The 23,734-nt window shown below is 69.4% G+C and carries 21 protein-coding genes; 9 read left to right on the top strand and 12 right to left on the bottom strand.

The genetic code is table 11. The features are described from left to right. Positions 1 to 138: 138 nt before the first annotated feature. Genes D187_RS37080 through D187_RS37060 form a run of 5 tightly spaced genes read right to left on the bottom strand, consistent with a single transcriptional unit; the run spans position 139 to position 4,357 of the window. Positions 139 to 1,341, bottom strand: a complete 1,203-nt coding sequence (locus D187_RS37080) for an alanyl-tRNA editing protein (RefSeq protein WP_002627086.1) — start codon at positions 1,339 to 1,341, stop codon at positions 139 to 141. Positions 1,342 to 1,357: 16 nt separating this feature from the next. Beyond that, on the bottom strand, positions 1,358 to 1,684 hold the full coding sequence (locus D187_RS37075) for a hypothetical protein (RefSeq protein ID WP_002627087.1): 327 nt from the start codon (positions 1,682 to 1,684) through the stop codon (positions 1,358 to 1,360). Further along, positions 1,681 to 3,105, bottom strand: coding sequence for a radical SAM protein (locus D187_RS37070; protein ID WP_002627088.1), 1,425 nt, complete (start codon positions 3,103 to 3,105; stop codon positions 1,681 to 1,683). Before D187_RS37070 ends, D187_RS37075 begins: the two co-directional genes overlap by 4 nt. A 39-nt stretch (positions 3,106 to 3,144) precedes the next feature. Further along, complete coding sequence (locus D187_RS37065) at positions 3,145 to 3,960, bottom strand: prolipoprotein diacylglyceryl transferase (protein WP_002627089.1); 816 nt, start codon at positions 3,958 to 3,960, stop codon at positions 3,145 to 3,147. 34 nt (positions 3,961 to 3,994) lie between these two features. After that, positions 3,995 to 4,357 (bottom strand): STAUR_1299 family protein, encoded by a 363-nt coding sequence (locus D187_RS37060; protein WP_002627090.1) that lies wholly within the window; start codon positions 4,355 to 4,357, stop codon positions 3,995 to 3,997. A 166-nt stretch (positions 4,358 to 4,523) separates the two neighbouring features. On the opposite strand from D187_RS37060, the gene D187_RS37055 reads away from it, so the two are divergent. The 4 genes from D187_RS37055 (at position 4,524) to D187_RS37040 (ending at position 8,113) form a co-directional block, all read left to right on the top strand. Beyond that, positions 4,524 to 5,165, top strand: coding sequence for a protein-L-isoaspartate(D-aspartate) O-methyltransferase (locus D187_RS37055; RefSeq protein ID WP_002627091.1), 642 nt, complete (start codon positions 4,524 to 4,526; stop codon positions 5,163 to 5,165). A gap of 80 nt (positions 5,166 to 5,245) precedes the next feature. After that, positions 5,246 to 5,797: a hypothetical protein gene (locus D187_RS37050; protein WP_245591919.1), complete on the top strand. Its 552-nt coding sequence runs from the start codon at positions 5,246 to 5,248 to the stop codon at positions 5,795 to 5,797. A 6-nt stretch (positions 5,798 to 5,803) separates the two neighbouring features. Further along, positions 5,804 to 7,132, top strand: a complete 1,329-nt coding sequence (thrC, locus tag D187_RS37045; RefSeq protein WP_002627093.1) for a threonine synthase — start codon at positions 5,804 to 5,806, stop codon at positions 7,130 to 7,132. 192 nt (positions 7,133 to 7,324) lie between these two features. Then, positions 7,325 to 8,113 carry a trypsin-like serine peptidase gene (locus D187_RS37040; protein WP_002627094.1) on the top strand — a complete coding sequence of 263 codons (789 nt, stop codon included), beginning with the start codon at positions 7,325 to 7,327 and terminating at the stop codon, positions 8,111 to 8,113. Between the two features lie 83 nt (positions 8,114 to 8,196). Here the strand turns inward: D187_RS37040 and D187_RS37035 are convergent, their stop codons facing one another. Further along, positions 8,197 to 9,216, bottom strand: coding sequence for a methyltransferase (locus D187_RS37035; protein ID WP_245591918.1), 1,020 nt, complete (start codon positions 9,214 to 9,216; stop codon positions 8,197 to 8,199). 176 nt (positions 9,217 to 9,392) lie between these two features. Here D187_RS37035 and D187_RS37030 point away from each other — a divergent pair, with 176 nt between their 5' ends. The 4 genes from D187_RS37030 to D187_RS37015 all read left to right on the top strand — a co-directional run bounded on the left by D187_RS37030 (position 9,393) and on the right by D187_RS37015 (position 12,338). Continuing rightward, the gene (locus tag D187_RS37030) at positions 9,393 to 9,731 is read left to right on the top strand and encodes a hypothetical protein (RefSeq protein WP_043433481.1); all 339 of its coding nucleotides are present in this window, start codon (positions 9,393 to 9,395) and stop codon (positions 9,729 to 9,731) included. Positions 9,732 to 9,736: 5 nt separating this feature from the next. After that, positions 9,737 to 10,402: a dTMP kinase gene (gene tmk, locus D187_RS37025; RefSeq protein ID WP_002627097.1), complete on the top strand. Its 666-nt coding sequence runs from the start codon at positions 9,737 to 9,739 to the stop codon at positions 10,400 to 10,402. Between the two features lie 13 nt (positions 10,403 to 10,415). Next, entirely contained in the window at positions 10,416 to 11,162 is a 747-nt protein-coding gene (locus D187_RS37020) for a competence/damage-inducible protein A (RefSeq protein ID WP_002627098.1), read from the top strand. Positions 11,163 to 11,225: 63 nt separating this feature from the next. Next, a complete protein-coding gene (locus tag D187_RS37015) occupies positions 11,226 to 12,338 on the top strand; it encodes a cyclic nucleotide-binding domain-containing protein (RefSeq protein WP_002627099.1) in 1,113 nt (370 codons plus the stop codon). A 12-nt stretch (positions 12,339 to 12,350) separates the two neighbouring features. On the opposite strand, the gene D187_RS37010 is transcribed toward D187_RS37015, so the two are convergent. Continuing rightward, positions 12,351 to 13,880 carry an amino acid permease gene (locus D187_RS37010; RefSeq protein WP_002627100.1) on the bottom strand — a complete coding sequence of 510 codons (1,530 nt, stop codon included), beginning with the start codon at positions 13,878 to 13,880 and terminating at the stop codon, positions 12,351 to 12,353. Positions 13,881 to 14,068: 188 nt separating this feature from the next. On the opposite strand from D187_RS37010, the gene asnS reads away from it, so the two are divergent. After that, complete coding sequence (asnS, locus tag D187_RS37005) at positions 14,069 to 15,469, top strand: asparagine--tRNA ligase (RefSeq protein ID WP_002627101.1); 1,401 nt, start codon at positions 14,069 to 14,071, stop codon at positions 15,467 to 15,469. A gap of 4 nt (positions 15,470 to 15,473) precedes the next feature. Here the strand turns inward: asnS and D187_RS37000 are convergent, their stop codons facing one another. From D187_RS37000 to D187_RS36975, 5 genes are all read right to left on the bottom strand, one after another. Continuing rightward, the gene (locus D187_RS37000; protein ID WP_155893863.1) at positions 15,474 to 17,381 is read right to left on the bottom strand and encodes a hypothetical protein; all 1,908 of its coding nucleotides are present in this window, start codon (positions 17,379 to 17,381) and stop codon (positions 15,474 to 15,476) included. Positions 17,382 to 17,401: 20 nt separating this feature from the next. Then, complete coding sequence (locus tag D187_RS36995) at positions 17,402 to 18,301, bottom strand: 1,4-dihydroxy-2-naphthoyl-CoA synthase (RefSeq protein WP_002627103.1); 900 nt, start codon at positions 18,299 to 18,301, stop codon at positions 17,402 to 17,404. Between the two features lie 36 nt (positions 18,302 to 18,337). Further along, positions 18,338 to 18,835 carry a hypothetical protein gene (locus D187_RS36990; protein WP_002627104.1) on the bottom strand — a complete coding sequence of 166 codons (498 nt, stop codon included), beginning with the start codon at positions 18,833 to 18,835 and terminating at the stop codon, positions 18,338 to 18,340. Then, positions 18,832 to 19,896, bottom strand: a complete 1,065-nt coding sequence (locus D187_RS36985; protein ID WP_002627105.1) for a radical SAM family protein — start codon at positions 19,894 to 19,896, stop codon at positions 18,832 to 18,834. Before D187_RS36985 ends, D187_RS36990 begins: the two co-directional genes overlap by 4 nt. Positions 19,897 to 20,888: 992 nt before the next feature. Beyond that, positions 20,889 to 23,711, bottom strand: a complete 2,823-nt coding sequence (locus D187_RS36975; protein ID WP_002627107.1) for a TonB-dependent receptor — start codon at positions 23,709 to 23,711, stop codon at positions 20,889 to 20,891. Positions 23,712 to 23,734: the final 23 nt, after the last annotated feature.

The following is a 23,734-nucleotide window of genomic DNA, read 5'->3' as shown; positions in this document are numbered from 1 at the left end:
CGCGAGGGTGACAGGTCGGCGGCTCCGCGGCGTGCTGCCCTTTCGGGCCAGCGCCAGGAAGTGAACGGGGCCCGCCGGATTCTAGGGCCCCGTTAACACCCGCGTCGGGCGGCCCACACCGGGCGTGTGACGCGGTGCCTACGCGAGTAACGTCGCCACCAGGGTGGGCCAGTCGGTGTGCGCTGGCAGACGTCCCTCGGCATGTTCGGGCCGGCCCCCTCCACGTCCCCCCGCGGCCTCGGCGGCGCGCTTGAGGAAGGCACCACAACCGAAGGAGGCGCCGCTGCCCCGGGTGATGAGCACGGACAGGCCCTCGGGGGTCCGGTTGGCGAGCAGCACCACGGCGTCGGGACGCTGGGTGAGCCGCGCGGCCACGGACCGCAGCTCCTCGGGTGAGGCCCCCTCGAGCACCGCCACCACGCGCGCGTCGGCGGAGCGCTCCAGTTGCGCGGCGAGTCCCGCGGCGGTGTGCTCGGCGAGCTTCGCGCGCGCCGCGCCCAGGGCCTCGCGCACGTCCGTCAAATCCCGGCGCAGCCGCTCCACGGAGCCGGACACGTCGAGCGGGCCACAGGACAAGCTCCGGCCGAGCGCGCGCAGGGCGGCGGCCTCCTGCCACAGCTCGCTCCGGGCCCGGCCGCCCGCGGAGAAGAGGACGCGGCCCTTGCCCTTGTAGCGCTCCACGCCCAGCACGCGCACCATCCCCACCTGCCCCGAGCGCGTGCAGTGCGTGCCCCCGCAGGGCGACGCGTCGAAGCCCTGGATGTGGATGACGCGGATGTTGTCCGTCACCTTGGGGGCGCGGCGCAGGGGCAGGGCGGCGAGCTCCTCGGGCGTGGGGAAGAAGGCGCGGATGGGCACGTCCTCGTCGATGAGGGCGTTGACCCGGGCCTCGGCCTCGGCGACGCGCCGCTCGTCGAGCACCTCCAGGTCCACGTCGATGGTGCACACCGTTTCCCCCAGCCGCGCGGACACGGTGTGCGCCCCGGCCACCTCCACCAGCGCGCTGGAGAGCATGTGCTGGCCGGTGTGCAGCGCCATGTGGATGCGGCGGCGCGCGCGGTCGATGTCGCCGGACACCTCGGCGCCGGGGGCGGGGAGCGAGGCGCCCTCGGGCAGCTCCAGCAGGTGATGGACGACGCCCGCGTCATCCACCTGCACGTCGCGCACGGCATGGCCCCCGAGCACTCCCCGGTCGGCCATCTGGCCGCCGGCCTCGGGGTAGAAGGCGGTGCGATCGAGCACCACGGAGGGCGCGCCGCTCCACGTGCCATGGGCGAGCACGCGCCCGGTGAAGTGGGAGAGGAAGGGGTCGGCGAAGTAGAGGCGTTCGGTGGGCGTCATGCGAGGAGAAACCTTCTCAATGCAACTTGCTTCCACTCAAGAGGATGCCGCCGCAGATGGCGATCGGCGCCAGACAGAACAGGCCATAGAAGAGTGGCAGGGCGATGAGGAGGCCCTTGCGCTTGTCTTGCTTCTCGACGGGGTCGTCCCCCTGCACGGCCATCAAGTAACCCAGCCCGGGCGCGACGAACAGGCCGAGCATCAGTGGGATCATCGACCGGAAGTTGCTGTCCACCACGTAGTACAGGCCCCAGAAGGCCGCATCGATGAGGATGTAGTAGCCGACGCCGAGCAGCGTCCACAGCACGATCTGGCCGGGGTTGGACTCTCCTTGGGAGCTCATGCCAGGCCCGCCGCGGTGAGGGCCTCGCGCAGGGGCGCCAGCCGCGTGCGCTCCAAGTCATCCCGGTAGAAGAGGTTGTAGGTGTCGAAGGGGATGATGCGCCCGTCCGGATGGGCGATGTGCACGCAGCTCTTCTTGACGCTGCGCAGGTCGAAGGCCTGGGCATCGATGAATTGCATGATGAGGACCCGGAAGACGTTGCGGTAGGTGAGCTCCCCGGGCACCTGGACCTGGGGCAGACAGCACAGCAGATCCGACAGGCTGCGCGAGGAGGACTGGGGGGAGTGGTTGGTGGAGAAGAGCTGGAAGAGCCGCTTCTGCAGGTCCGTGTCCTTCTCGTAGACGATGGTGTTGCGGCCGCCCTCCACCAGCAGCTCCGGGGGCACGAAGCGGGTGAGCGGCACCACCTGGCCCTCGTGCTTGAGGGCGTAGCCCATGCACAGGCTGTCCGGATGGCAGGGCACGGGGATGAGATCCTCCGGCGAGAACAGCCGCGTCTGCTCGAGGATGCGCCGCCGCACCTCCGTCAGGGTCAGACGGTCCCTCGCGGGATCATACCCCTCGAGCCGACCGGCCTCCTGCACGGGTTGGAAGGTGACGCCGCGCACGCAGGGCTGCTGGACCGCGAAGTCGAGGATGCGGCCGATCTCCCCGTCGTTGAGCCCCTTCTTCAGCGTCACCACCAGCGTGGTGCTCACGTCCAGCGCGTTGAGGCGCTCGAGCGCCTGTTGCCGCACCGAGCGCAGATCCGCGCCGCGCAGGGCCATGAGTGGCTCGCGCTCGAGGGAGTCGAACTGGAGGTAGACCTCCAATCCCTTGCGGTAGGTGGCCAGCTTCTCGGCGAAGGCCTCGTCCTTGGCGATGCGGATGCCGTTGGTGTTCACCATCAGGTGGCGGATGGGCCGGGCCCGCGCCTCCTCGAGGATGCGGAAGAAGTCCGGGTGCAGGGTGGGCTCGCCGCCGCTGAGCTGCACCACGTCCGGCTCGCCCTCGTTGGCCACCACGGCGTCCAACATGGACACCACCTTCTCGAAGGAGCGGTGGGTCTGCCGCTCCGGACCACTCTCGGCGTAGCAGATGGGGCAGCGCAGGTTGCAGTGGTCCGTCAGCTCCACCAGCGTCAGGCAGCTGTGTTGCTCGTGGTCCGGACACAGGCCGCAGTCGTACGGGCACCCGTAGCGGATGGGCGTGTTGTAGCGCAGCGGCTGCTCGGGGGGCTTGATGAAGATCTCCCGGGAGCGCTTGTAGTAGTCCACGTCGTCCGCCAGCAGCACCCGCTCGAAGCCATGGCGCGGGCAGCGCTTCTGCAGCAGCACCTTGCCGTCGGCGAAGAGGATCTTCCCCTCGACGCGCTGGTAGCAGGTGGAGCAGATGGAGATCGCCGTATCGTAGAAGAGGTAGGGGCGGACGCGGTCGGTCATGGGGTGGCACCAGCCTAATGGAAAACAGCGGGACTCACGTCATCGCGCGTCGGTCTGGACCGGAAGCCCGGAGCGGCGTAGCCACAACCGGGGCAGATCCCGCGCGTAGTAGAGCAGGCCCGCCACGCAGACCCATTGGATGCCGCTCAGGCCCAGCAGGGGACGGGGGTCCGGCTTGAGCAGATCCACCCCGAGGCGGAAGGTCAGGTCCAACACCATGAAGCGGCGGAACAGGTCGCCCTGGCGCAGCTCGCGCTCGCGCAGCACGAGGCTCAGCGCCGCCACGAACACCATGAAGGCGGCCTCGTAGAGCTGGGTGGGGTGGCGGCGCACGCCATCCCCGAAGTCCACGCCCCAGGGCAGCGAGGTGGCCACGCCATAGGTGTGGTCCTCCAGCCCGGTGAAGAAACAGCCCAGGCGGCCCACGAAGATGCCCAGGCACAGCGGCAGCACGAAGAGATCTCCCGTGCTGCGCTGCTCGCCGATCAGCTTCTTGGCCAGCTCGACGCCCAGGAGTCCTCCGAGCAGACCGCCCACGAGCGACTTGCCGGTGAGCAGGCTCGCGGTGGAGACCTGTCCCTCGAGCCACAGGGGCCACTCGTCCAGCAGGTGCACCAGCCGCGAGCCCAGGCCCGCGCCGAGCGCCGCGCCGGCGATGACGCCCAGCCGGGTCGAGGATTGCAGCGGATCCGCCCACCGCCGCTTCAACACGAAGTAGAGCCGCGCGCCGAGGAAGTACGCGAGCGTCTCGAAGAAGAAGTGCGGGTGCACCTGCCAGGGGCCGAGGGAGATGTAGAGGGGAAAGGTCATGAGCGAGGCGCGGCCCGGCAGCCTACCGCAAGCCCTGGCTGGCATGAGGGACAACGTCGTGGCTTCGGGGTCCGGCTGCTCAGCGCGGCCCGTAACGCTTGCGCAGCTCCTCGAAGGACAGCCCGCTCCATTCGGACAGGAGCGCCACGGCGTCCCGGGCATGGATGAAGTGGAGCGTGTCTCCGGAGAAGACGGAGAGGAACACGCCGCCGCAGTGGGGGAGCTTCGCGCCCCGCGACTCGAGGTAGTCCACGAGCCGCGGCAGCAGGTAGTCGAGCAGCCAGGGGCGGACATTCCCGTCTGGCAGGAGGATCTCGTAGCTGGTGGCGTACGAGGACTCGCCGCCCACCTCCTCCCGGATGCGGTCGATGGCCTGGTTGGCCAGATTGGCCGGAGCGCGGTCGAAGGCGAGGCGCAGCAGGACAGTGGTGTCGGCATCCATGGTGAGGCCTCCTGGCGAGGAAGGGATTCCCACCATGTCCGTGGCGGAAGAACAAGGGCTCCTGCATCGAGGGGGAGCCGACAGGGGAGGAGGGGAAGCGTCGCCTGGAGCACGAGGGACGGAACATCGGCCTCGCTCTGCCGGTGCCTGTGATTAGGCTCCTCTCATGAGTGACAGGGAACTCGCGGAGTTTCTGGGGCGGCAGGGCATCACCGATGCGCGGGTGCTGGAGGCGATCCGGAGCCTGCGCCGGGCGGATTTCGTCCCCGAGGAGCTTCAGGACCTGGCGGGACAGGACAGCCCCCTGCCCATCGGCCATGGGCAGACCATCAGTCAGCCCTTCATCGTGGCGTACATGACGCAGGCGCTGGCGCTCGAGCCCGGGGAGCGGGTGTTGGAGATTGGCACCGGCTCGGGCTACCAGGCGGCGGTGCTCTCGCGGCTGGGCGTGGAGGTCTACACGGTGGAGGTCCTGCCCGAGCTCGCCTGGCCGGCGCGCGAGCGGCTGGAGCGGCTGGGGTTGGGAAACATCCACTTCCGGGTTGGCGACGGGACGGCGGGCTGGCCGGAGGAGGCTCCCTTCGATGCCATCCTGGGCACCGCGGCCCCCGAGCGTCTGCCTCCCGCGCTCTATGAGCAGCTGCGCCCGGGAGGCCGCCTGCTCCTACCGGTGGGCGCGCGCACCGGCCATCAGGAGCTCATCCGCGTGACGAAGCCGCTCGAGGGGGGTGCTCCCCAGGTGGAGGCGCTGCTGGCGGTGCGCTTCGTTCCGATGACGAGCTCGCTCCCGGAGACCCTTCCCCACTGAGCGGGAGAGCGCTTCGTGGGGGTGCCATTGCGCCGGGTGGAGCGGGACCGCTAACCTCCGGGTCCATGATCATCTGCCCCATGTGTGAGCACCAGCAGGCTCAGGGCATCGAGTGCGAAGTGTGTGGGAAGAAGCTCGCCGTGGCCGCGCCGATCGCGGTGGCGGTGGGCACGCTTCCGGAGCTGGAGGGCACGCAGCTCGCGGGTGGCCGGGCGCCCGTGGCCGTGGCGGTGCTCGCGGAGCTGGAGCTGACGCGCCAGGCGCCCGTGCAGGCGGGGGCCGTCCAGCCGGTGGCCGAGCTGGACACGGGGCGCGCCGTCGCGGCGGGCAACGTCGTGGTGTCGCCCATTCAAGACATGGACACGGGCCGCGCGGTCTCGGATGGACTGAGGACGGCGCTGCCCACCGGGCCCATCGTCTGCCGCTACTGCCGCACGCCGCAGGCCAGCGGCCTCATCTGCGAGCGCTGTGGCATGCGTCTGCCCAAGCTGCGCCAGGCGGCCCCCGCGCCCTCGGCCGGGTCGGAGCTGGTGGCGGCGGGCGAGTGGACGAAGTGCACGAAGTGCCACACCCATACCCGCGCGGGCCGGGCCTGCGTGTCGTGCGGAACCCCTGTTCCCGCGGCGGAGTGAGCATCCATGAGCACGTCTGATTTCCAGGCCTCGTATGCGTGCAGCGAGGGGTGCGGCTATCGCGCCTCCCTGCTCGAGGTCGTCTACCGCTGCCCGAAGTGCGACGGCCTGCTGGAGGTGGCGCACGACGTGGAGGCGCTGCGCTCGGTGCCCGCGGAGGAGTGGAAGCGGCGCTTCGCGCAGCGCTTCGGGTCCTCGCGGCTGCCGTACGCCTCGGGCGTGTGGGGCAAGCACGAGTGGGTGTATCCCCAGCTTCCCGCGGGGGACATCGTCTCGCTCGGAGAGGGCAGGGTGCCGCTCAAGCCGCTGCCGCGCATGGCGGCGGAGCTGGGGCTGGCGAGCCTGGACTTGAAGGAGTGCGGCGTGTCGCCCACGGGCAGCTTCAAGGACTGGGGCATGACGGTCCTGGTGTCCGCGGTGAAGCACATGCGCGCCCGGGGCGTGCCCATCCGCGCGGTGGCGTGCGCGTCCACGGGAGACACCTCGGCGGCGCTGTCCGCCTACTGCGCGGCGGCGGGCATCCCCTCGGTCGTGTTCCTGCCCAGGAACAAGGTGTCCCTGTCCCAGCTCGTGCAGCCGGTGGCCAACGGGGCGCGGGTGCTGTCGCTCGACACGGACTTCGACGGCTGCATGAAGCTGGTGCAGCAGGTGACGCGCGACGCGGGCCTGTACCTGGCCAACTCCATGAACTCGCTGCGCATCGAGGGCCAGAAGGTGGTGGCCATCGAGTTGTGCCAGGACCTGGACTGGGAGCCGCCGGACTGGGTGGTGATTCCGGGCGGCAACCTGGGCAACGCGAGCGCCCTGGGCAAGGGCTTCGAGTTGATGCTCTCGCTGGGTCTCATCTCCAAGCGGCCGAGGATCGCCGTGGCCCAGGCCCAGCGCGCCAACCCCCTGGTGCGCTCCTTCCGGGGAGGCTTCGCGGAGCTGGTGCCCATGCAGGCCGAGCGCACGCTCGCCTCGGCCATCCAGATTGGCAACCCCGTGTCCTTCCGGCGCGCGGTGCGCATCCTCAAGGCCTTCAACGGCGTGGTGGAGGAGGCGACCGAGTCCGAGCTGGCCAACGCCGCGGCCCGGGCGGACCGCGAGGGCACCTTCACCTGTCCGCACACGGGCGTGGCGCTCGGCGCGCTGGAGAAGCTCGTGGCGCAGGGAGTCATCGCCCGGGGCTCGCGCGTGGCCGTGGTGTCCACGGCGCATGGCTTGAAGTTCCCGGACTTCAAGGTGGGCTACCACCAGGGCTCCCTGGCGGATGTGGCCAGCCGGTTCTCCAACCCGCCCATCGATCTGCCCGCGAACCTGGAGGCCGTCCGCGGCGCCCTGTCCGATTTGTAGGAAGGCCCCAAGCGGGGGCGGTGTCCCCACCCGGGAAGGCCTCGTTGGCTCTTCCCGGTGGTGGAGTCATGCGAAAAATAAGTTTCGCCTATGTTTCCCTTTATAACTGGTGTACACACGGTTCCCGGTGAATCCAGTTCTAGCGCGTCTGCGGTCCGGAGGCGCGCATCACGTCACACATCGGGAGAACACATGTTCAAGCGTCGGTACCTCGGTCTCGCGGCGGTGGGTCTGTTGACGGCGTGCGGTGCTCAGCCGGAAGTGGATGAGAGCCTTTCCACGGACACGCTGGCCTCCAGCAAGTCCACGGTCATCGTGGGCAGCGTGGATTGGAAGAGCACCACGTCGCTGACCGGGACGCAGGCCACCCGGGCCAACGCGGTGGGATATCTGTCCATCCCCGCGGTGGGCTCGCGCTGCACGGCGTGGCTGGTGGCGGATGACGTGATCATCACCAACAACCACTGCATCGGCAGCGCCTCCCAGGCCGCGGGCGCCAAGGCGTCCTTCAACTATATCGACGGCGTCGCCTCCGGCTCGCGCATCTATTACGACTGCTCCACCTTCATCAAGACGTGGAGCAACCTGGACATGACGGCGCTGCGCTGCGCGGCGCTCAATGGCCAGAAGCCGGGCGCGGTGTACGGCAAGCTGACCGTCTCCAGCACCAACGCGGCCACCAACGCCAGCATCTACGTCATCCACCAGAACTGCGATTACAACACCACGTCCGGCTGCGCCCCGACGAAGAAGTTCTCGCCGGGCACCGTCCTGAACGCCAACTACAGCTCCACGGACGCGTCGTACAACGCGGACACGCTGGGTGGCTCCTCGGGCTCGCCGGTGCTCTCCACCTCGACCAACCAGGTCATCGCGCTGCACCACTACGGCTTCGGTGGTGACTCGTCCGGCCGCGGCACGCACAACAGCGGCGTGCGCGCCACGCTCATCAAGTCGGCGCTGGCCGAGATCGGTCTGTGATGGACGGCGGCGCGAGCCGCTGAGGTGAAGGGGAGGCGCCCGGGGTGGAGTCATCCACCGCTCCGCGGCGCCTCTTCGTGCGTCTAGGTTCCGGGCACCAGCCCATACAGCGTGGTGATTTCACGCGAGCGCGCCGCGTGGAGCGGATCGCTCCGGTCCTTCGCCTTGGAGTGGCGCGCCGGGGTGGATCGCTTCCACTTCACGCGCAGCCCCCGCCGAGAGAACTGCTCGTCGAGCCATTCCGGGGCGCGCAGGCCCAGCAGCACCGCGAGATCCGAGAGCACCAGCAGCCCCTCGCCTCCGGGGTTCAGGTGCTCGGCCAGCCCGTCGAGGAAGCCCAGGAGGAAGCGGTTGTCCTCGTCGAACACCGCCCGGTCCACCCGGTTCTTCGGGGGCTCGGGAATCCACGGGGGGTTGCTCACGACGAGGTCCGCCTTGCCGGGCGGAAACAGGTCCCCCTCGAGCACCTCGAAGCGCTTGGACAGGCCGAGCCGCTCGGCGTTCTCCCGGGCGCACGCCACGGCGCGTGAATCGCAATCGGTCGCGGTCACCGAGGCCGCGCCGCGCTGCAGCAGCAGGAAGGACAGCACCCCGGTGCCCGTGCCCACGTCGAACACCCGCTTGCCCTTCACGTCGGTGACGGACAGGAACAGCTCCACGTAGTCGGTGCGCGTGGGCAGGTAGACGCCGTAGTGGGGATGCAGCCGGCCCGCCAGCCCCGGCACCTCCAGCCCCTTGCGCCGCCACTCCGCGGCTCCGAGCATGCCTAGCAGCGTCTTGAGGGACACGTGCGTCGTGTCGGCGTCGGGCTCGCCCCACACCTGGCGGCACGCCTCGGCGACGTCGGGCGCGCGTTTGACCTGGAGCCGATAGTCGCGGTCGAGCGCCACCACGATGCGCGACAGGGTCTCGTGTTCGAGCTGCCGCGCCCGGCGCTCGGCGCGGAAGGCGTCCAGGGGAGAGCGGGCCTGGGGTGGGTCGGGAAGGCGGCGGGCCATGGCGCCCACGAGCTGCTTCGCGTTGTGGAAGTCCCCCGTGTACAGCAGGTATTCGCCTCGCCGCACCCGCCGCAAGGCCGTGTCCGCGGTGAGGCGATCATCCACGGGAGAGAGCCGCGACGGGGCGGGTTCGTCGCTTTCTGAACGCCAACGCGTGGAATCCATCCCGGGTCCCTATCCCGGCTCCGGGCACTCATGCAACGCCAGGGTGGGGGCTTGTGGGACTCCCGGAGCGCGAGCTTCTCGACGCGCCCCCCGGGTTCCGCTAGGTTCGCCGCCCCGTGAGCGCAGATACGCAGACCCTTCGTGAGCAGTTCGAACGCCTCCAGGAGGCCTTGTCCACCCGCCAGAGCACCGAGCTCTTCGCCCACGCCGGGCTCGCCTTCATCGCGGCGATCATCCTCGGCGGCGCGACGGGCAAGCTCTTCTGGGACTCGGCCCGCGCCCCGTATGTGGCGTGGCTCGGCCTGCTCGCGACGGTGGGCCTGCTCGTCTATGGGCTGTTGCGGCTGAGCAAGGCGCGCACGGTGCTGGCCGACGAGCTGGCGCGCTACGCGACGATGATGGAGCTGCGCCGCCAGTTGCGCCTGGATGATCCCTCGGCGCTGTTGCCCCGGTGAGCCCCGTGTCCGACGCTCGCCGACGCGGCCTGCTCATCGTCCTGGAAGGACTCGACGGCGCGGGCACCACCACCCAGGTGGAGCGGCTGGCCGCGGCCCTCAAGGCCGAGGGTCATTCCGTCCTCACCACGCGCGAGCCCTCGGATGGGCCGGTGGGGGTGCTCATCCGTCAGGCCCTCACGGGTCGGGTGGTGCTCCCCGGCGGCGCGGGGCCCCTGGCGCCCGAAACGCTCGCGTTGCTCTACGCGGCGGACCGGACGGATCACCTGCGCGCCCGGGTGCTGCCCGCGTTGGAGGCGGGGCAGGTGGTGCTCAGTGACAGGTCCGTGCTCTCGTCGCTCGCCTACCAGGGCGCGTCACTGCCCATGGAGTGGGTGGAGGCCATCAACTCGCACGCCATCCCCGCGGACCTGACGCTCTTCGTGCAGGTGTCCATCGAGGTGGCGGCGCGGCGCCGGGCGGCACGCGGCGGGCCGGAGGAGCTCTTCGACGCGGAGGAGAAGCAGCGCCGCATCTCCCAGCAGTACGAGGCCGCCATCGCCCTGCGGGGCGCGCGCGAGCACGTGGTGCGCATCGACGGGGATGCCTCCGTGGAGGCGGTGACCGCGGCGTGCCTGGCGCGCGTGCGGGAACTGCTCGCGCGCGAGCCCGGGCGGGCGCCGGTACGCTAGAGTGCCCCCCCTCATGGCTTCCTCGGGCGCTGCGGCGATCATCATCGGCAACGAAGTCCTCACGGCGAAGGTGGTGGACGCCAATGGTCCCCACCTCATCCAGCGGTTGCGCGAGGTGGGCGTTGCCCTGCGCTCGCTGGAGATCGTCCCCGACGAAGTGGACGCCATCGTGGACGCGGTGGCCCGGGCCCGCCTGAGGGCGAAGTACGTCTTCACCAGCGGTGGCATCGGCCCCACACACGACGACGTGACGGTGCGTGCGGTGGCGCTGGCCATGGGCCGTCAGGTGGTGCGGCTGCCCGAGATGGTGGAACTCATCAGCCAGATGAGCCGGGAGCGGGGTCAGGAGCAGGTGCTGCCCGAGACGCTGCGGCTGGCGGATGCCCCCGAGGGCGCGGTGCTCCTCGCGCATCCGGGCCTCGGGTTCCCGGTGCTCATGGTGGAGGACGTGTTCCTCCTGCCCGGTGTGCCGCAGCTCTTCCGCTCGCAGCTCGAGGCGGTGCTCTCGCGGCTCAGTGGTTCGCCCGTGTACCTGCGCGTGTTGTACCTGGGCGTGGGCGAGAGCGCGGTGGCGGGCGTGTTGGATCGTGTGGCATTGGACATGCCCCATGTGTCCATCGGCTCGTACCCGATGTTCGATCCTTCACTGGACTATCAGGTGAAGGTGACGGTGGAGAGCGGGGAGCGTGACTCGGTGGAGGAGGCCCTCGCCCGGCTCCAGGAGGGTCTTCCCACGGGCTCGGTTCTGCGCACCGGGTAGTCGCCACGGGGGGTCAGGCATGGTAGCTGGAGTTCGAACGGACCGTCGTCCGAGGAGAACCCCATGTCCGAACCACTCGACCCGCCGTCCTCTGGGCCGGATGAGGCCCTCTCGGACTATGCCGTGCTGGCGCGGCGCTGGGTCCAGCAGGGCTGGCTGATGCGCGCCATCGCCCTGTGCAAGATCATCCTCCGGCTCGAACCGGATCACACGCCGACGCGCCGGCTGCTGTCGGAACTCGATGCCCGGCGCCTGGATCCCTTCGCCATCCCCGCGGGCCCCGCCGTGCCGATGCCCTCCAACCTGGAGCGCGAGCTGCCCGTGGGCGCCTCCGAGCGCAAGCCCGCCTCCGCCTCGCTGCTGGCCCGGCTCGGCCGGTGGGAGTTCCAGACGGTGCTCGAGTCCCTGGAGCTGAGGGACTTCCATGCCGGGGAGCTGCTCGTGGAGGAGGGCACCGCGGGGGACTCGTTGTTCGCCATCGTGGAGGGGAGCGTGGAGGTGCTGCGCACGCTGAAGTCGGGCCGGCGGCGCACCGTGGCCCTGCTGGGCGAGGGGGACTTCTTCGGGGAGATGTCGCTCTTGTCCCACGTGCCGCGCGTCGCGAGCGTCAGGGCCTTCGAGCGCACGGCCGTCCTGGAGCTCAAGCGCGAGCGCCTGGAGCGGATCGCCCAGCGCCATCCGTCCGTGGAGGAGGTGCTGCGCGGCTACCAGCGCGAGCGCCTGCTCGACAACGTGCTGCGCGCCAACTCCCTCTTCCGGCTGCTGTCGAGCGCGCAGCTGGAGGCCCTGTCCCACGAATTCCAGCTCCGGGCCATGCCCGCGGGCTCGATCCTGTTGCAGCAGGGGCAGCCCGTGGACTCGCTGTACCTGCTGCTCCAGGGCCAGTGCCAGGCGGTGCACCAGCACCCGGAGCACGGCGAGCAGGTGCTGCGCACGCTGGAGGAGGGGGACATGTTCGGGGAGATCGCCCTGCTGCTCGGCTTTTCCGCCACCGCCACCGTCCGCGCGAACACGCCCTGCATGCTGCTGCGGCTGGATCATGCCATCTGCGAGCAGCACCTGCTCGAGCAGCCCGAGGTGCGCGATGCGCTCTCGCGCCTGGGCACGGAGCGCCTGCTGCACACCGCCAGCTTCTTGTGGGATCCTCTGTCGGCCACGCCCGTGCGGCGCTCCTGAGCGGCCTGGCCGCTACGCCGCGTCCGGCGGCTTCGTCGGGCCCGGGCCCTCCAGTTCCACGGGGGCACGGCCATGGCGGAGCACGGAGTAGCGGTAGCCATAGACGAAGTAGATGACGAGCCCGATGGCGAGCCAGATGCCGAAGCGCTCCCAGGCGTGCACGGGCAGGCCCTTCATCACGAACAGGCAGGCGGCGGCGCCCCCGAGCGACACCGGCCACACGAAGGGCACCTTGAAGGGCCGGTGCCGCGAGGGATCCTTCAGGCGCAGCATGGGCACGCCCAGGCACACCATCAGGAAGGCGGACAGGGTGCCGATGTTCGTCAAGTCATAGGTGGCGGCGTCATCGGCCACCAGCGCGCCGAGTGCCACCAACACGCCGGTGATGATCGTGGTGATGTGGGGGGTGCGGTACTTGGGGTGCACCCGGGCGGCCCAGGGGGGCAGCAGCCCGTCGCGCGCCATGGCGTAGAAGATGCGCGGCTGGCCATACTGGAAGACGAGGATCACCGCGGACATGGACACCACGGCGCCCAGGGAGATGAGCCAGCTGAACTTCGTCAGTCCCGCCACCTGGAAGGCATGGGCCAGGGGATCCGCGGCCCGGAGCTGCAGGTAGGGGATGAGGCCCGTGGCCACGGCTCCGACGATGACGTAGATGACCGTGCATACGCCCAGGCCCAGGAGGATGCCGCGGGGCATGGTGCGCTGGGGATCCTTCGTCTCCTCGGCCGCCGTGGAGATGGCGTCGAAGCCGATGTAGGCGAAGAAGACGATGGCCGCCGCCTGATGGATGCCGGTGAAGCCATTGGGCGCGAAGGGCGTGTAGTGGGCCGGGTTGATGTGCGCCGCGCCCACGCCCACGAAGATGGCGAGCACCACCAGTTTCACCACCACCATGGCGTTGTTGACCCGGGTGCTCTCCTTCACTCCGATGACCAGCAGCCAGGTGATGAGCAGGATGATGAGGAAGGCGGGCAGGTTCACCAGCACCGGAAGGCCGAACGCCCGGGGCGCGGTGTCCAACAGGGCCCGGATGGCGGGATCCGAGCTCGCGTGCACGTTGAAGTAGCCGTGGGTCAGCCAGCCGGGAATCTGCACCCAGGGGGAGATGAGCGAGTTGAAGTAGCCCGCCCAGGCGATCGCCACCGCCACGTTGCCCACCGCGTACTCGAGGATCAGATCCCACCCGATGATCCACGCGATGATCTCCCCCAGGGTCGCGTAGGAGTAGGCGTAGGCGCTGCCGGCCTGGGGAATCATCGACGCGAGCTCCGCGTAGCACAGCGCCGCGAGGGCACACACCACGCCGAGCAGCAGGAAGGAGACGGTGAGCGCGGGTCCGGCGCCATGGCGGATGACCTCTCCATCCGGCATCACCTCGCCCGCCGCCGCGGTGCCGAGCGTGGAGAAGATGCCCGCGCCGATGACCGCCCCGATGGAGAGCATGACGAGATCGCCCGTGCCGAGCACGCGCCTGAGGCCTCCGGAAGGCGCCTCGGAGGGGTCGGCGATCTGCTTGCGCTGGAAGAGAGAACGCATGGGAGGGGGGCGATTAGCACGATCTCCCCCATCGGGTCTCGCCGCGCGGCGGGGGGTGGGGCCTGTTCGGGCCCCGGCAGGCGTTCGTTCTCCGGCGGGGGCCATTCATGGGGCTTGTCCTCGGGCCAGCGGACGGCTAACTCCGCGTTCTCCAGAGGGACAGGGTTTCACGAGGAAGGAAGGCCGTCATGCAGGTGGTCAGTGTGAAGAAGGCGCTGGATGGCTCGGTGGCGCCGGACACGAAGGTCGAGGTGCGGGGCTGGGTGCGTACCCGCCGGGACTCGAAGGCGGGCATCAGCTTCGTCAACGTGAGTGACGGCTCCACCTTCGATCCCATCCAGGTGGTGGCGCCCAACTCGCTGTCCAACTACGAGGCGGACGTGCTGCGGCTCACCGCGGGCTGCTCCGTCGTCTGCCGCGGCACGCTCGTGAAGAGCCAGGGCAAGGGCCAGTCCTTCGAGGTGCAGGCCGACGAGGTGCGGGTGCTCGGCTTCGTGGACGATCCGGACACCTATCCCATCCAGCCCAAGCAGCACTCGCTGGAGTTCCTCCGGGAAGTGGCCCACCTGCGTCCGCGCACCAACACGTTCGGCGCCATCACCCGCGTGCGCCACACCGCGGCCCAGGCCATCCACCGCTTCTTCCACGAGGAGGGCTTCTTCTGGGTGAACACCCCCATCATCACCGCGAGCGACGCCGAGGGCGCCGGACAGATGTTCCGCGTGTCCACGCTCGACGCGGTGAATCCTCCGCGCACGGACACGGGGAAGATCGACTGGAGCAAGGACTTCTTCGGCAAGGAGGCCTACCTCACCGTCTCCGGCCAGCTCAACGTGGAGGCGTACTGCCTGGCGCTGTCCAAGGTGTACACGTTCGGCCCCACGTTCCGCGCGGAGAACTCCAACACCACCCGGCACCTGGCCGAGTTCTGGATGATCGAGCCGGAGATCGCCTTCGCGGACCTCAACGACGACGCGAACCTGGCCGAGCGCTTCCTCAAGTATGTCTTCCAGGCGGTGCTCACCGAGTGCGCCCCGGACATGAAGTTCTTCGAGGAGCGCCAGCAGAAGGGCGTCACCGAGCGCCTGGAGAAGTTCATCCAGTCGAGCTTCGAGCGCATCGACTACACGGATGCGATCGAGATCCTCAAGAAGGCCAAGAAGAAGTTCGAGTACGCGCCCGAGTGGGGCAATGACTTGCAGACCGAGCACGAGCGCTACCTCGCCGAGGAGCACGTGGGCCGGCCCGTGGTGGTGATGAACTACCCGGAGCAGATCAAGGCCTTCTACATGCGCATGAACGACGACGGGAAGACCGTGGCGGCCATGGACGTGCTGGCCCCGGGCATCGGGGAAATCATCGGCGGCAGCCAGCGCGAGGAGCGCCTGGACCGGCTCGACGAGCGCATGAAGAAGTTCGGCCTGCACCCCGAGGGCTACCAGTGGTTCCGCGATCTGCGGCGCTACGGCTCGGTGCCGCACGCGGGCTTCGGGCTCGGGTTCGAGCGGCTCATCGTCTACATGTGCGGCCTGCAGAACATCCGCGACGCCATTCCCTACCCGCGCGTGCCGGGCTGGGCGCAGTTCTGAGCCTTCAGCGCGGCATGCGGTAGAGCACGATGCCCGAGCGCGGTGCGTGGAAGAGGTACCGCGCGCCGCGCTCCGCTCTCAGGGCGTACTCCGCCGCGGAGCCGCCCTCCACCCCCACCCAGCGGGGCTTCAGCGCGTCGATGCGCGCGAGGTAGCTGGCCACGCTCTGGTTGCTCGGCACGTACTCCACGCGGGTGCGGTAGTCCCGGGTGAAGAACTCCCCGAGGAACACCACCGACTGGTCGTACACCATCACGTCGCCCGCCTGGAATTCGCGCTCCTTGCGCTCACTCCACTCGGTGGGCCACAGCCAGTCCATCACCTGCCACGTGGCTCGCTGCTCCGGACTCGAGCGCAGCAGGACGCCGAAGTGCCTCGGGAAGAGGAAGTAGTCGCGCTCGAGCACCTGGACACTCGCGCCCCGCCAGAAGGTGACGGCGGTGAGCGCGAGGAAGACGAGCGACAGGCCCAGCCGGGGCCCCAGGTGCCGCAGTCGCCCCTGGAGCGCGCCCAGCGCCACCAGCCCCGCGGTGGCCACGCCCATCACGAACCTCGGCCACCAGGCCGACTGCACCATCAGCGACGCCAGCCCGAGCACGAGGATGGGCAGGTGCGTCTTCCAGTTCCCCGGGCGGAGCAGCCCGACGACGAGCCACACGAGACACGGCACCAGGAGCCAGGAGAACAGCGGACCAAAGCCCCCCGTGCGCACGTCCGGCCAGTACACGGGCTGCTCCACGTACCAGCTGCGCAAGAGCTGCATGAGCGCTCCCGGCGAGCCGAAGAAGAGCGGGCTCTCTCCCGGACGCGAGCCGTAGAAGACGGCCGGATCGAACAGGCCGGGCAGCTCGGTGCCCAGCAGCGGCAGCTTCACCTTGAAGGCCCACAGCGGGTTGCCCGTCTTCCACAGGTTCTGGAAGTACTTGAACGAGCCCACCGCCATCAGCGCGAGCACCGAGAGAACCAGGTCCCCGGCGCGCCGCCACCGCTCGCCCCGGGCGTGCCACAGCTCCAGCCCGCCCCGCACGGCCACCCACGGCCCGAGCAGCAGCAGGTGGAATGCGCCCGTCATCTTCGTGCCCGCGTACAGCCCGAGCGCCAGCAGGCTCATCCACCGATCCCGGGGCGTGGGCCGCTCGCGCAGGAAGAACACCGCCGCGCTCAGGAAGGCGCCGCACGCCAGGTCCACGTGCGTGCTCCACATCTGCAGGAACATGGGGGGCAAGAGCATCCACGCCGCGCCCACTCCCGCCGCGAAGGCCGGCCGCGCGCCCACCTCCCGTGCCCACGCCGCCGTCACCGCCGCGCCCAGCACCGCGAAGGGCAGTTGCGAGCTGTCATCCAGCCGGTTGTCCAGGGGGAAGATGCAGTTCCACGCCGCCAACAGCTCGATGTTCTTCGGGTGGCTCTGCGTCCAGGGCACCGAGGTGTCGATCCAATCCAACGAGCCCATTTGAATGGCATACGCGGTGATGGGCACGTGGTACCAGACGGGATCCCACATCCAGGACCTGTAGAGCCACACCAGCAACCCCGCGAAGAGCAGCACCCCCAGGGCGACCCCCGTGGTGAGCACGGCGGGCTCGCGCTCGCGCACGGCCTCGCGCAGCAGTCGGAAGGGGGCGCCCAGGTCCGAGCGCGCGAGGGCCCACGCCCGCTCATGCCCCAGGTGCCGCGAGGCCAGGGCCGCCGCGATCGCGAACCCCACGGGCGCCAGCGCTCCGAGCCACACGGGCCGCAGCGCTCCCGCGAGCCCCAGCGCCTGCATGGGCACGAGGAGCAGCGCGGGAGCCACGAGCAGGGTGGCGATGAGCCGGTGCGGGACACCGCGATCCGGGTAGAGCGCCGCCGCCACCCAGAAGGCCGCGCCCAGGCACATCGCCGTTTCCACCACCCAGACCAGCCACCCCACGAGAGCCCCCACGCCAGTCGTCAGTAATGCCAGGGAAAGCGCTTGTAGTCCTGGTCGCGCTTCTCCAGGAAGGCGTCGCGGCCCTCCTGGGCCTCCTCGGTGCCGTAGGCGAGCCGCGTGGCCTCGCCCGCGAAGAGCTGCTGCCCCACGAGGCCGTCATCCGGCAGGTTGAAGCCATACTTGAGCATGCGCATCGCCGTGGGGCTCTTGGAGTTGATGAGGGCCGCCCACTCCAGCGCCACCTCCTCGAGCTGCGCGTGGGGCACCGACGCGTTCACCATGCCCATGGCGGCGGCCTGATCCGCCGTGTAGTTGAGCCCGAGGAAGAAGATCTCCCGCGCCTTCTTCTGGCCCACCTGCCGCGCGAGCAGCGCCGAGCCGTAGCCGCTGTCGAAGCTCGCCACGTCCGGGTCCGTCTGCTTGAAGATGGCGTGCTCGCGGCTGGCGAGCGTCAAGTCACACACCACGTGCAGGCTGTGCCCGCCGCCCACCGCCCAGCCGGGCACCACGGCGATGACCACCTTGGGCATGAAGCGGATGAGCCGCTGCACCTCGAGGATGTGCAGCCGGCCGAGCCGGCCCGGATCCGGCTTGCCCGCCTGATCGCCCTCGTACTTGTAGCCGTCCTTGCCGCGGATGCGCTGATCTCCGCCCGAGCAGAACGCCCAGCCGCCGTCCTTGGGCGAGGGGCCATTGCCCGTGATCAGCACGCAGCCCACGTCGGTGCTCGTGCGCGCGTGCTCGAGCGCCGTGTACAGCTCGTCCACCGTCTTGGGCCGGAAGGCGTTGCGCACCTCGGGGCGATTGAAGGCGATGCGCACCGTGCCCTGATCCACGGCGCGGTGGTAGGTGATGTCCTCGAACTTGAAGCCGTCGACCTCGCGCCAACGCGCGGGGTTGAAGAGGGCGGAAACGGTCATGGGCGTGTTACTCCTGGCCAGAGGTCGCGGCGGACCCTACCGCCCCCGGTGCTCGCGCCGCCAGTGTTCCACCCGCGCCACCTGTTCGAGATCCCTCGGGGTGCCCCGCTCCCGCTTGAGCGCGAGCAGGGTGTCCAGGTCCATCACCGGCAGGCCGTGGCTCCTCCGCGCTCCGGACACCAGGGTGCCAGTCTCCAGGGTGTCGTGTTCGTAGGTGCCATCGAGCACCAGGGGGCCCTTCCTCGCCCGGACATAGTACTTCCCACGGAGGGTCTCGAGCTCGAGCGGCACCCCCAGGGGCTCGTTCCACACGGCCAGGGACCAGCCGTCCTCCACGAGGAGCGCCGCCCACCGCTGGAGGTTGTCGGCGGAGGGCTCGAGGAGGAGATCGCAGTCCGGGACGGGCTCGCCCCCGAGCGCGTCCATGAGCAGGCGCAGCGCGAAGGAGCCGGTGAGGGCGAAGCGCACCCCGTGCGACTGGAGCCGGTGGAGCAGCTCCAGGTAGGCGACGTGCTCGGAGGGCGGGGCGCTCATGCGGTGCGCAGCAGCACCTCGCGCTCCGGATCCCAGTCCGCGCAGAGGTTGCCATTGGCGTGGAAGACGAACTTGTGGATGACGCCCGAGTGATGCCGGGCCTTCATGTCCTGGTAGTCCGAGGCCTCGAACGTCACCGAGCACTGGCCGCGCCAGCGCAGGCGCGCGTTCCAGTAGTAGTAGCCCCGCGTGACGTCCACCGGCTCGAAGTCCGAGCCGGGCCCGTCCGGCAGCAGCGGCTCGAGCAGGGACTCGATGGGCACCCGGTCGCGCTCGATGGTGCGCCAGGTGGTGTTGGGCTGGTAGAGCCCATGCAGCCGGGAGAACTCGCGGAACACCACGTCCGTCACGCCCAGCCGCTCCACCGCCCAGCGCAGGTAGTCCACCACGTCCGTGGGCGTGGCCACGCCCGTGCGCTGCACGATGCACACGAGCCGCACGGGCACATGGCCGCGCGTCGCGTGCACCGCCGCCTCGAACACCTCCTGCCGCGCCACGGGCTGGCCCGGGCGGAAGCGCATGATGCCGTCGTTGCGTGGGGCCTCGGGGTGGTGCCGGGAGATCTCCACGCGCGTCAGGCCGTAGCGCGCCAGTCGGGGCAGCAACACTCCGCCCGACGTCTCCGCGCACAGCCCGGCCGCGTTGGAATAGAGGACCTTCTCCTCCACGTGACCCGCGGGGTGGCGCTCGTGGGCCTCCAGCACGTCGAGCACCCCCAGCAACCACTCCGGCGCATCCGTGGACTCGAGCCCGGACAGGGAGATGCCCAGGGGCAGACCCTGGAGCGCGGCGAGCGCCCGGGCGAGCCCCTCCTGGTAGCGAGGGCCCGGCCGCAGGGACGCCGAGAGCCGCCCGGAGCCGTGGGGCCGCAGCGTCTCCGAGCAGAAGACACAGCGGGCCGAGCACGGCTGGGCCGACGCGAAGGGGGTGAACGTCACCGGGAGCGCCACCGGCCAGCTCCGCCCCTCGAGGATGTGCGCCCGGAGTTGCTCGGGGGGCGGCACCTTGTGGCGCATGGGCAGCGCGGCGAGGGCGGGCGGGAGGACGGCGGGAAGGGGCATGGGGAGCGCCCGACTCTATAACGTGACACGCCCCCCTCCGGATGTTCTCGGAGGAGGGCGTCTGTCGACCAGGCGGGGCCCCGGAGTCCTGCTCCGGCGCCCCACGGGTGGACCCGACCAGTACTGGTAGCGCAGGGCGAACTGCACGCGCGGCGGTTGCTGGCGGGAGGTCGCGCGGCCGAAGTTGTTGACCGCGCCCACGGTGGTTGGGCGAGCCCGGCGTGGTGCCCACGGGCAAGCGCAGGATGGTGCCGCTGATGCTGGGGCGCATTGTCGCTTTTCGAGAATCGAGAAAACCACTCGTGATTCCACCCACCTCATTCCCTTGGAATATCCAGACGTCGGTGCAGAACCATTGCACCAATGTCTAACTACCAAAGACAAGTCATGAGAGGCGCAGCTGGGTTGGGGCATCCGTCACGGTGGATGATAAAAGAATAGCAACCGTCCACGAAGAGACTGCCCGCGTTGCTCTGTGTTCTAAAACTTGTCTTGCGCTACATGATCCGGACGATGTGCCAAAGTGTCCGGTAGGCGTGCCCGCCCGAGCACCCTCGAATACGCATGTTCGCCATGCGTTTCCGCATGCACCTGGCCTGACCCGATGGCATCCGAGCACTTGAGTTCCGCCGCCCGCTTGTCAAGCCCTCCACGCCCCGCGTGATAAGCCCTGGGAGAATTCGACATGGCGTGCGACGCGCTGGCTGGAACCAGGCCCGCGGCGAGTGCCTGACTCCAAGCTGCCACGCGACGCGTTCCCGCTCCTGGCCTCGATGCCAACATCGAGTCACCAGGAGCACCACCGGCCAGAGCCTGCCCTCGAGGGCGTGCGCCCGGAGTTGCTCGGGGGGCGGCACCTCGCGGCGCACGGGCATGCGGAGCGCCCGACTCCATAACGCGACACGCCCCCCTCCGGATGTTCTCGGAGGGGGGCGTCTGTCGACCAGGCGGGGTCCCGGAGTCCTGCTCCGGCGCCCCGCGGGTGGAACCGACTAGTACTGGTAGCGCAGGGCGAGCTGCACGCGCAGCGGCTGCTGACGGGCGGACGCCAGGCCGAAGTTGCTCGTCGCGCCCACGTTCTCCGTCGTCACGAGGCCGGTGGGGGCCCCGAGGTTGAACACGTTGAACACGTCCGCGATGAGCGCGAACTTCTGGCCGGTCAGCTCCGAGAAGTCATAGCTGATACGCGCGTTGGCGGTGATGGTGTCCGGCAGGCGGAACTCGGCGATCTGCGTGGGATCGTTGGGAGTGCCCGGCGTGGTGCCCACGGGCGAGCGCAGGACGTAGCCGCTGATGTTCGGGTTGGCCGTGTTGTAGCGCTTGGCCCGCGTCGCGCCCGAGGCATAGCTGAAGCTGGGTCCGATGCTCAGGCCCTTCCAGGTGTACGAGCCCAGCAGCTTGATCTGGTGCCGCGTGTCGCCCAGCGAGTAGCCCGTGTAGAACTGCGACTGACGCGGGTTGTCGTACTGGCCGATGCCCGTGCTCAGCTGGCCCATGGACTCGTTGCCCGGACCGTAGCGGAAGGACAGCGTGTAGGCCGCGTAGAACTCCAGCTCCGGCGTCGGACGGCCATCCAGGATGAGGTCCACGCTCTGGTACTTGATCCAGTTCGAGTCCGGACGGGTGAACAGGTACACCGGCGTGGCCACGCCGTTCTTGTAGCCGATGACGCGCGTGCCCGAGGGATCCCAGATCTGGTTGGTCTCCACCGCGTCCCAGATGTTGGCCAGATTCTTGTAGGTGTACTCGACCGACAGACCGGTGTTCTTGCCGATCTGCCGACGCAGGCTCAACAGGATTTCATCCGAGTGCGGCGGGGTGTGGTTCTTGCGGTCCACCTCGGTGGCACCGGGGCCACCCTCCGACGAGCTGTAGTCGAAGGTCCCCGTGGCCGGATCGTAGGCGTAGTAGTCGGTCTTCGCGGAGGGGCTGGCGTTGGCGGCGGCGAGCAGCGACAGGGTCTCGTTGGAGCGACCGTAGAAGGCCGAGAAGATGGTCTTCGAGTCACGCGTCAGATCGAGCACCGCGCCCAGGCGGGGACCGAAGCCGGCGAGCTGTCCGGCCACGCGGCCCGCGGCGTCGCGGGTGTAGCCGTAGTCGAAGCGCAGACCCGGCATGATGGTGACCCAGTCCACCGGCTTCCAGCGATCCTGGACGTAGAGGCCGGCGCCCAGGCCGCGCTCGACGGTGTTGTAGGCGGGAGTCTCGGCGTAGTAGTTGCAGCCGTCGGTCTGGCCGATCTCGGGAAGGCACAGACCGGCCTGGCCGGGACCGCCGCCCGCGTCGGTGTACGTCCGTCCGCCGGGCACCTCGAAGCTGAAGTTGCGCTGGATGAAGCGGCCCTGGAAACCCGCCTGCGCCTCGTGGCGCTGACCGAACAGGGTCGTGCGGTGGGCCACGGACAGGTCCGTGCTCAGCGTGTAGCGCGCGTCCGAGGTGATGTCGGAGTCGTTGAACCAGACCGTGCCGTCATCGTCGTTGGTGTGCTGCGGACGATTGGGGTCGTACGAGAGCGTGGGGTCGTTGTAGCTGTTGCGGATGGCGGCCAGGTCGAAGGTGCCGAAGACGCCCTGGGGTCCGGAGCGGATGGTGTTCGTCTGGGCGCCGACCATGGCCTTGTAGGTCGTCTCCGCCGTGGGGAAGTACTCCCACGTGAGGTTGCCGAGCCATCCACCCTGTGACTGGAAGCGGGCGGCGAACGGCGTCACCGAGTTGGCGAGGGATCCGCTGAAGTCGGCGAAGGGAATGCTGGCCGGGTCCGTCAGGGCGGACAGGGTGACACGGCTGCGCGAGCCCGGGGCCCACGTCAGCTTGCCGCGCACGTAGTGCCCGATGAACTCGCGGTTGGGCGCCTGGAGGTTGAGTGGCGGGCCCGCGGGCGAGGAGGCCTGGTTGTTGGAGTACTGGTAGGACAACGCGTACCAGAGCTTCTCCTTGAGGATGGGGCCGCTGATGTTGACGTTGCCCTGGTAGCTCTGGGTGGGGGGACGAACCGTGGTGTTGAAGGGCTTGTAGCCCTCGTACAGGTTCGAGCCGAACTGCGGCGGCACCGACAGCAGGTAGTGGTTGGCGTAGAACGAGGCGTCCGCGTGGAACTCATCCGAGCCCTGGGCCGAGATGACGTTGATGACGCCGCCCATCGAGTTGTACTGCGCCTCCATGCCTCCGGTGATGATGGAGAAGGAGGAGATGGAGTCGAAGTTGATGTTCGACGAGAACGTGTTCGTCACCGGATCGGTGATGTCCATTCCATCGATCAGGTAGCGGTTCATGATGGCGTTGGCACCCCGGATGTCCGGGTTGCTGCCGCCGCTCACACCGGCTACCTGCTGGGCCACGGCCTGGTAGCTGCGGCCGGAGGCGAGCTTGGACTGGCCCGTCGCGGAGAGCACCGCGCCGGACTGGGTGGACTCGGGACGCGTGCCGGGAGACTCGTACTCGACGACGATGTTCTCCTCCATGTCCGACTCGACGTTCCACGTCACGTTCAACGGGCTCGTCTCACCCTGGCGCACCACGAGCTTGCGGGTGATGGGCTTGATGCCCTCCAGCTCGAACTGGACGGTGTACTCGCCGGGAGGCAGGTCGGTGGCGAGGAAGTAGCCGTCCGGGGCGGTGGCGATGACCTTGGAGCCGCCGATGAGCGCGGGCGAGGTGAGGGTGACCTTGGCACCCGGCAGGGGCGCCTGGGTCCCCGACTCACGCAGCCGGCCGTCGATACGGCCGGTGATGACGTCCGCGCCGAACGCCGCGCCGGAGCCCCCGAGGGACAGCGCGAGCGCGAGATGCAACCACTTGATGTTCCTGGATTTCATGTGCGTTGGTCTTCCGGGCTCGT

The organism is Cystobacter fuscus DSM 2262 (assembly GCF_000335475.2).
In the GTDB taxonomy this organism is placed as follows: Bacteria; Myxococcota; Myxococcia; order Myxococcales; family Myxococcaceae; genus Cystobacter; species Cystobacter fuscus.
Note: the sequence above shows the minus strand (reverse complement) of the source record. Positions and strands in the feature narration are given on the sequence as shown.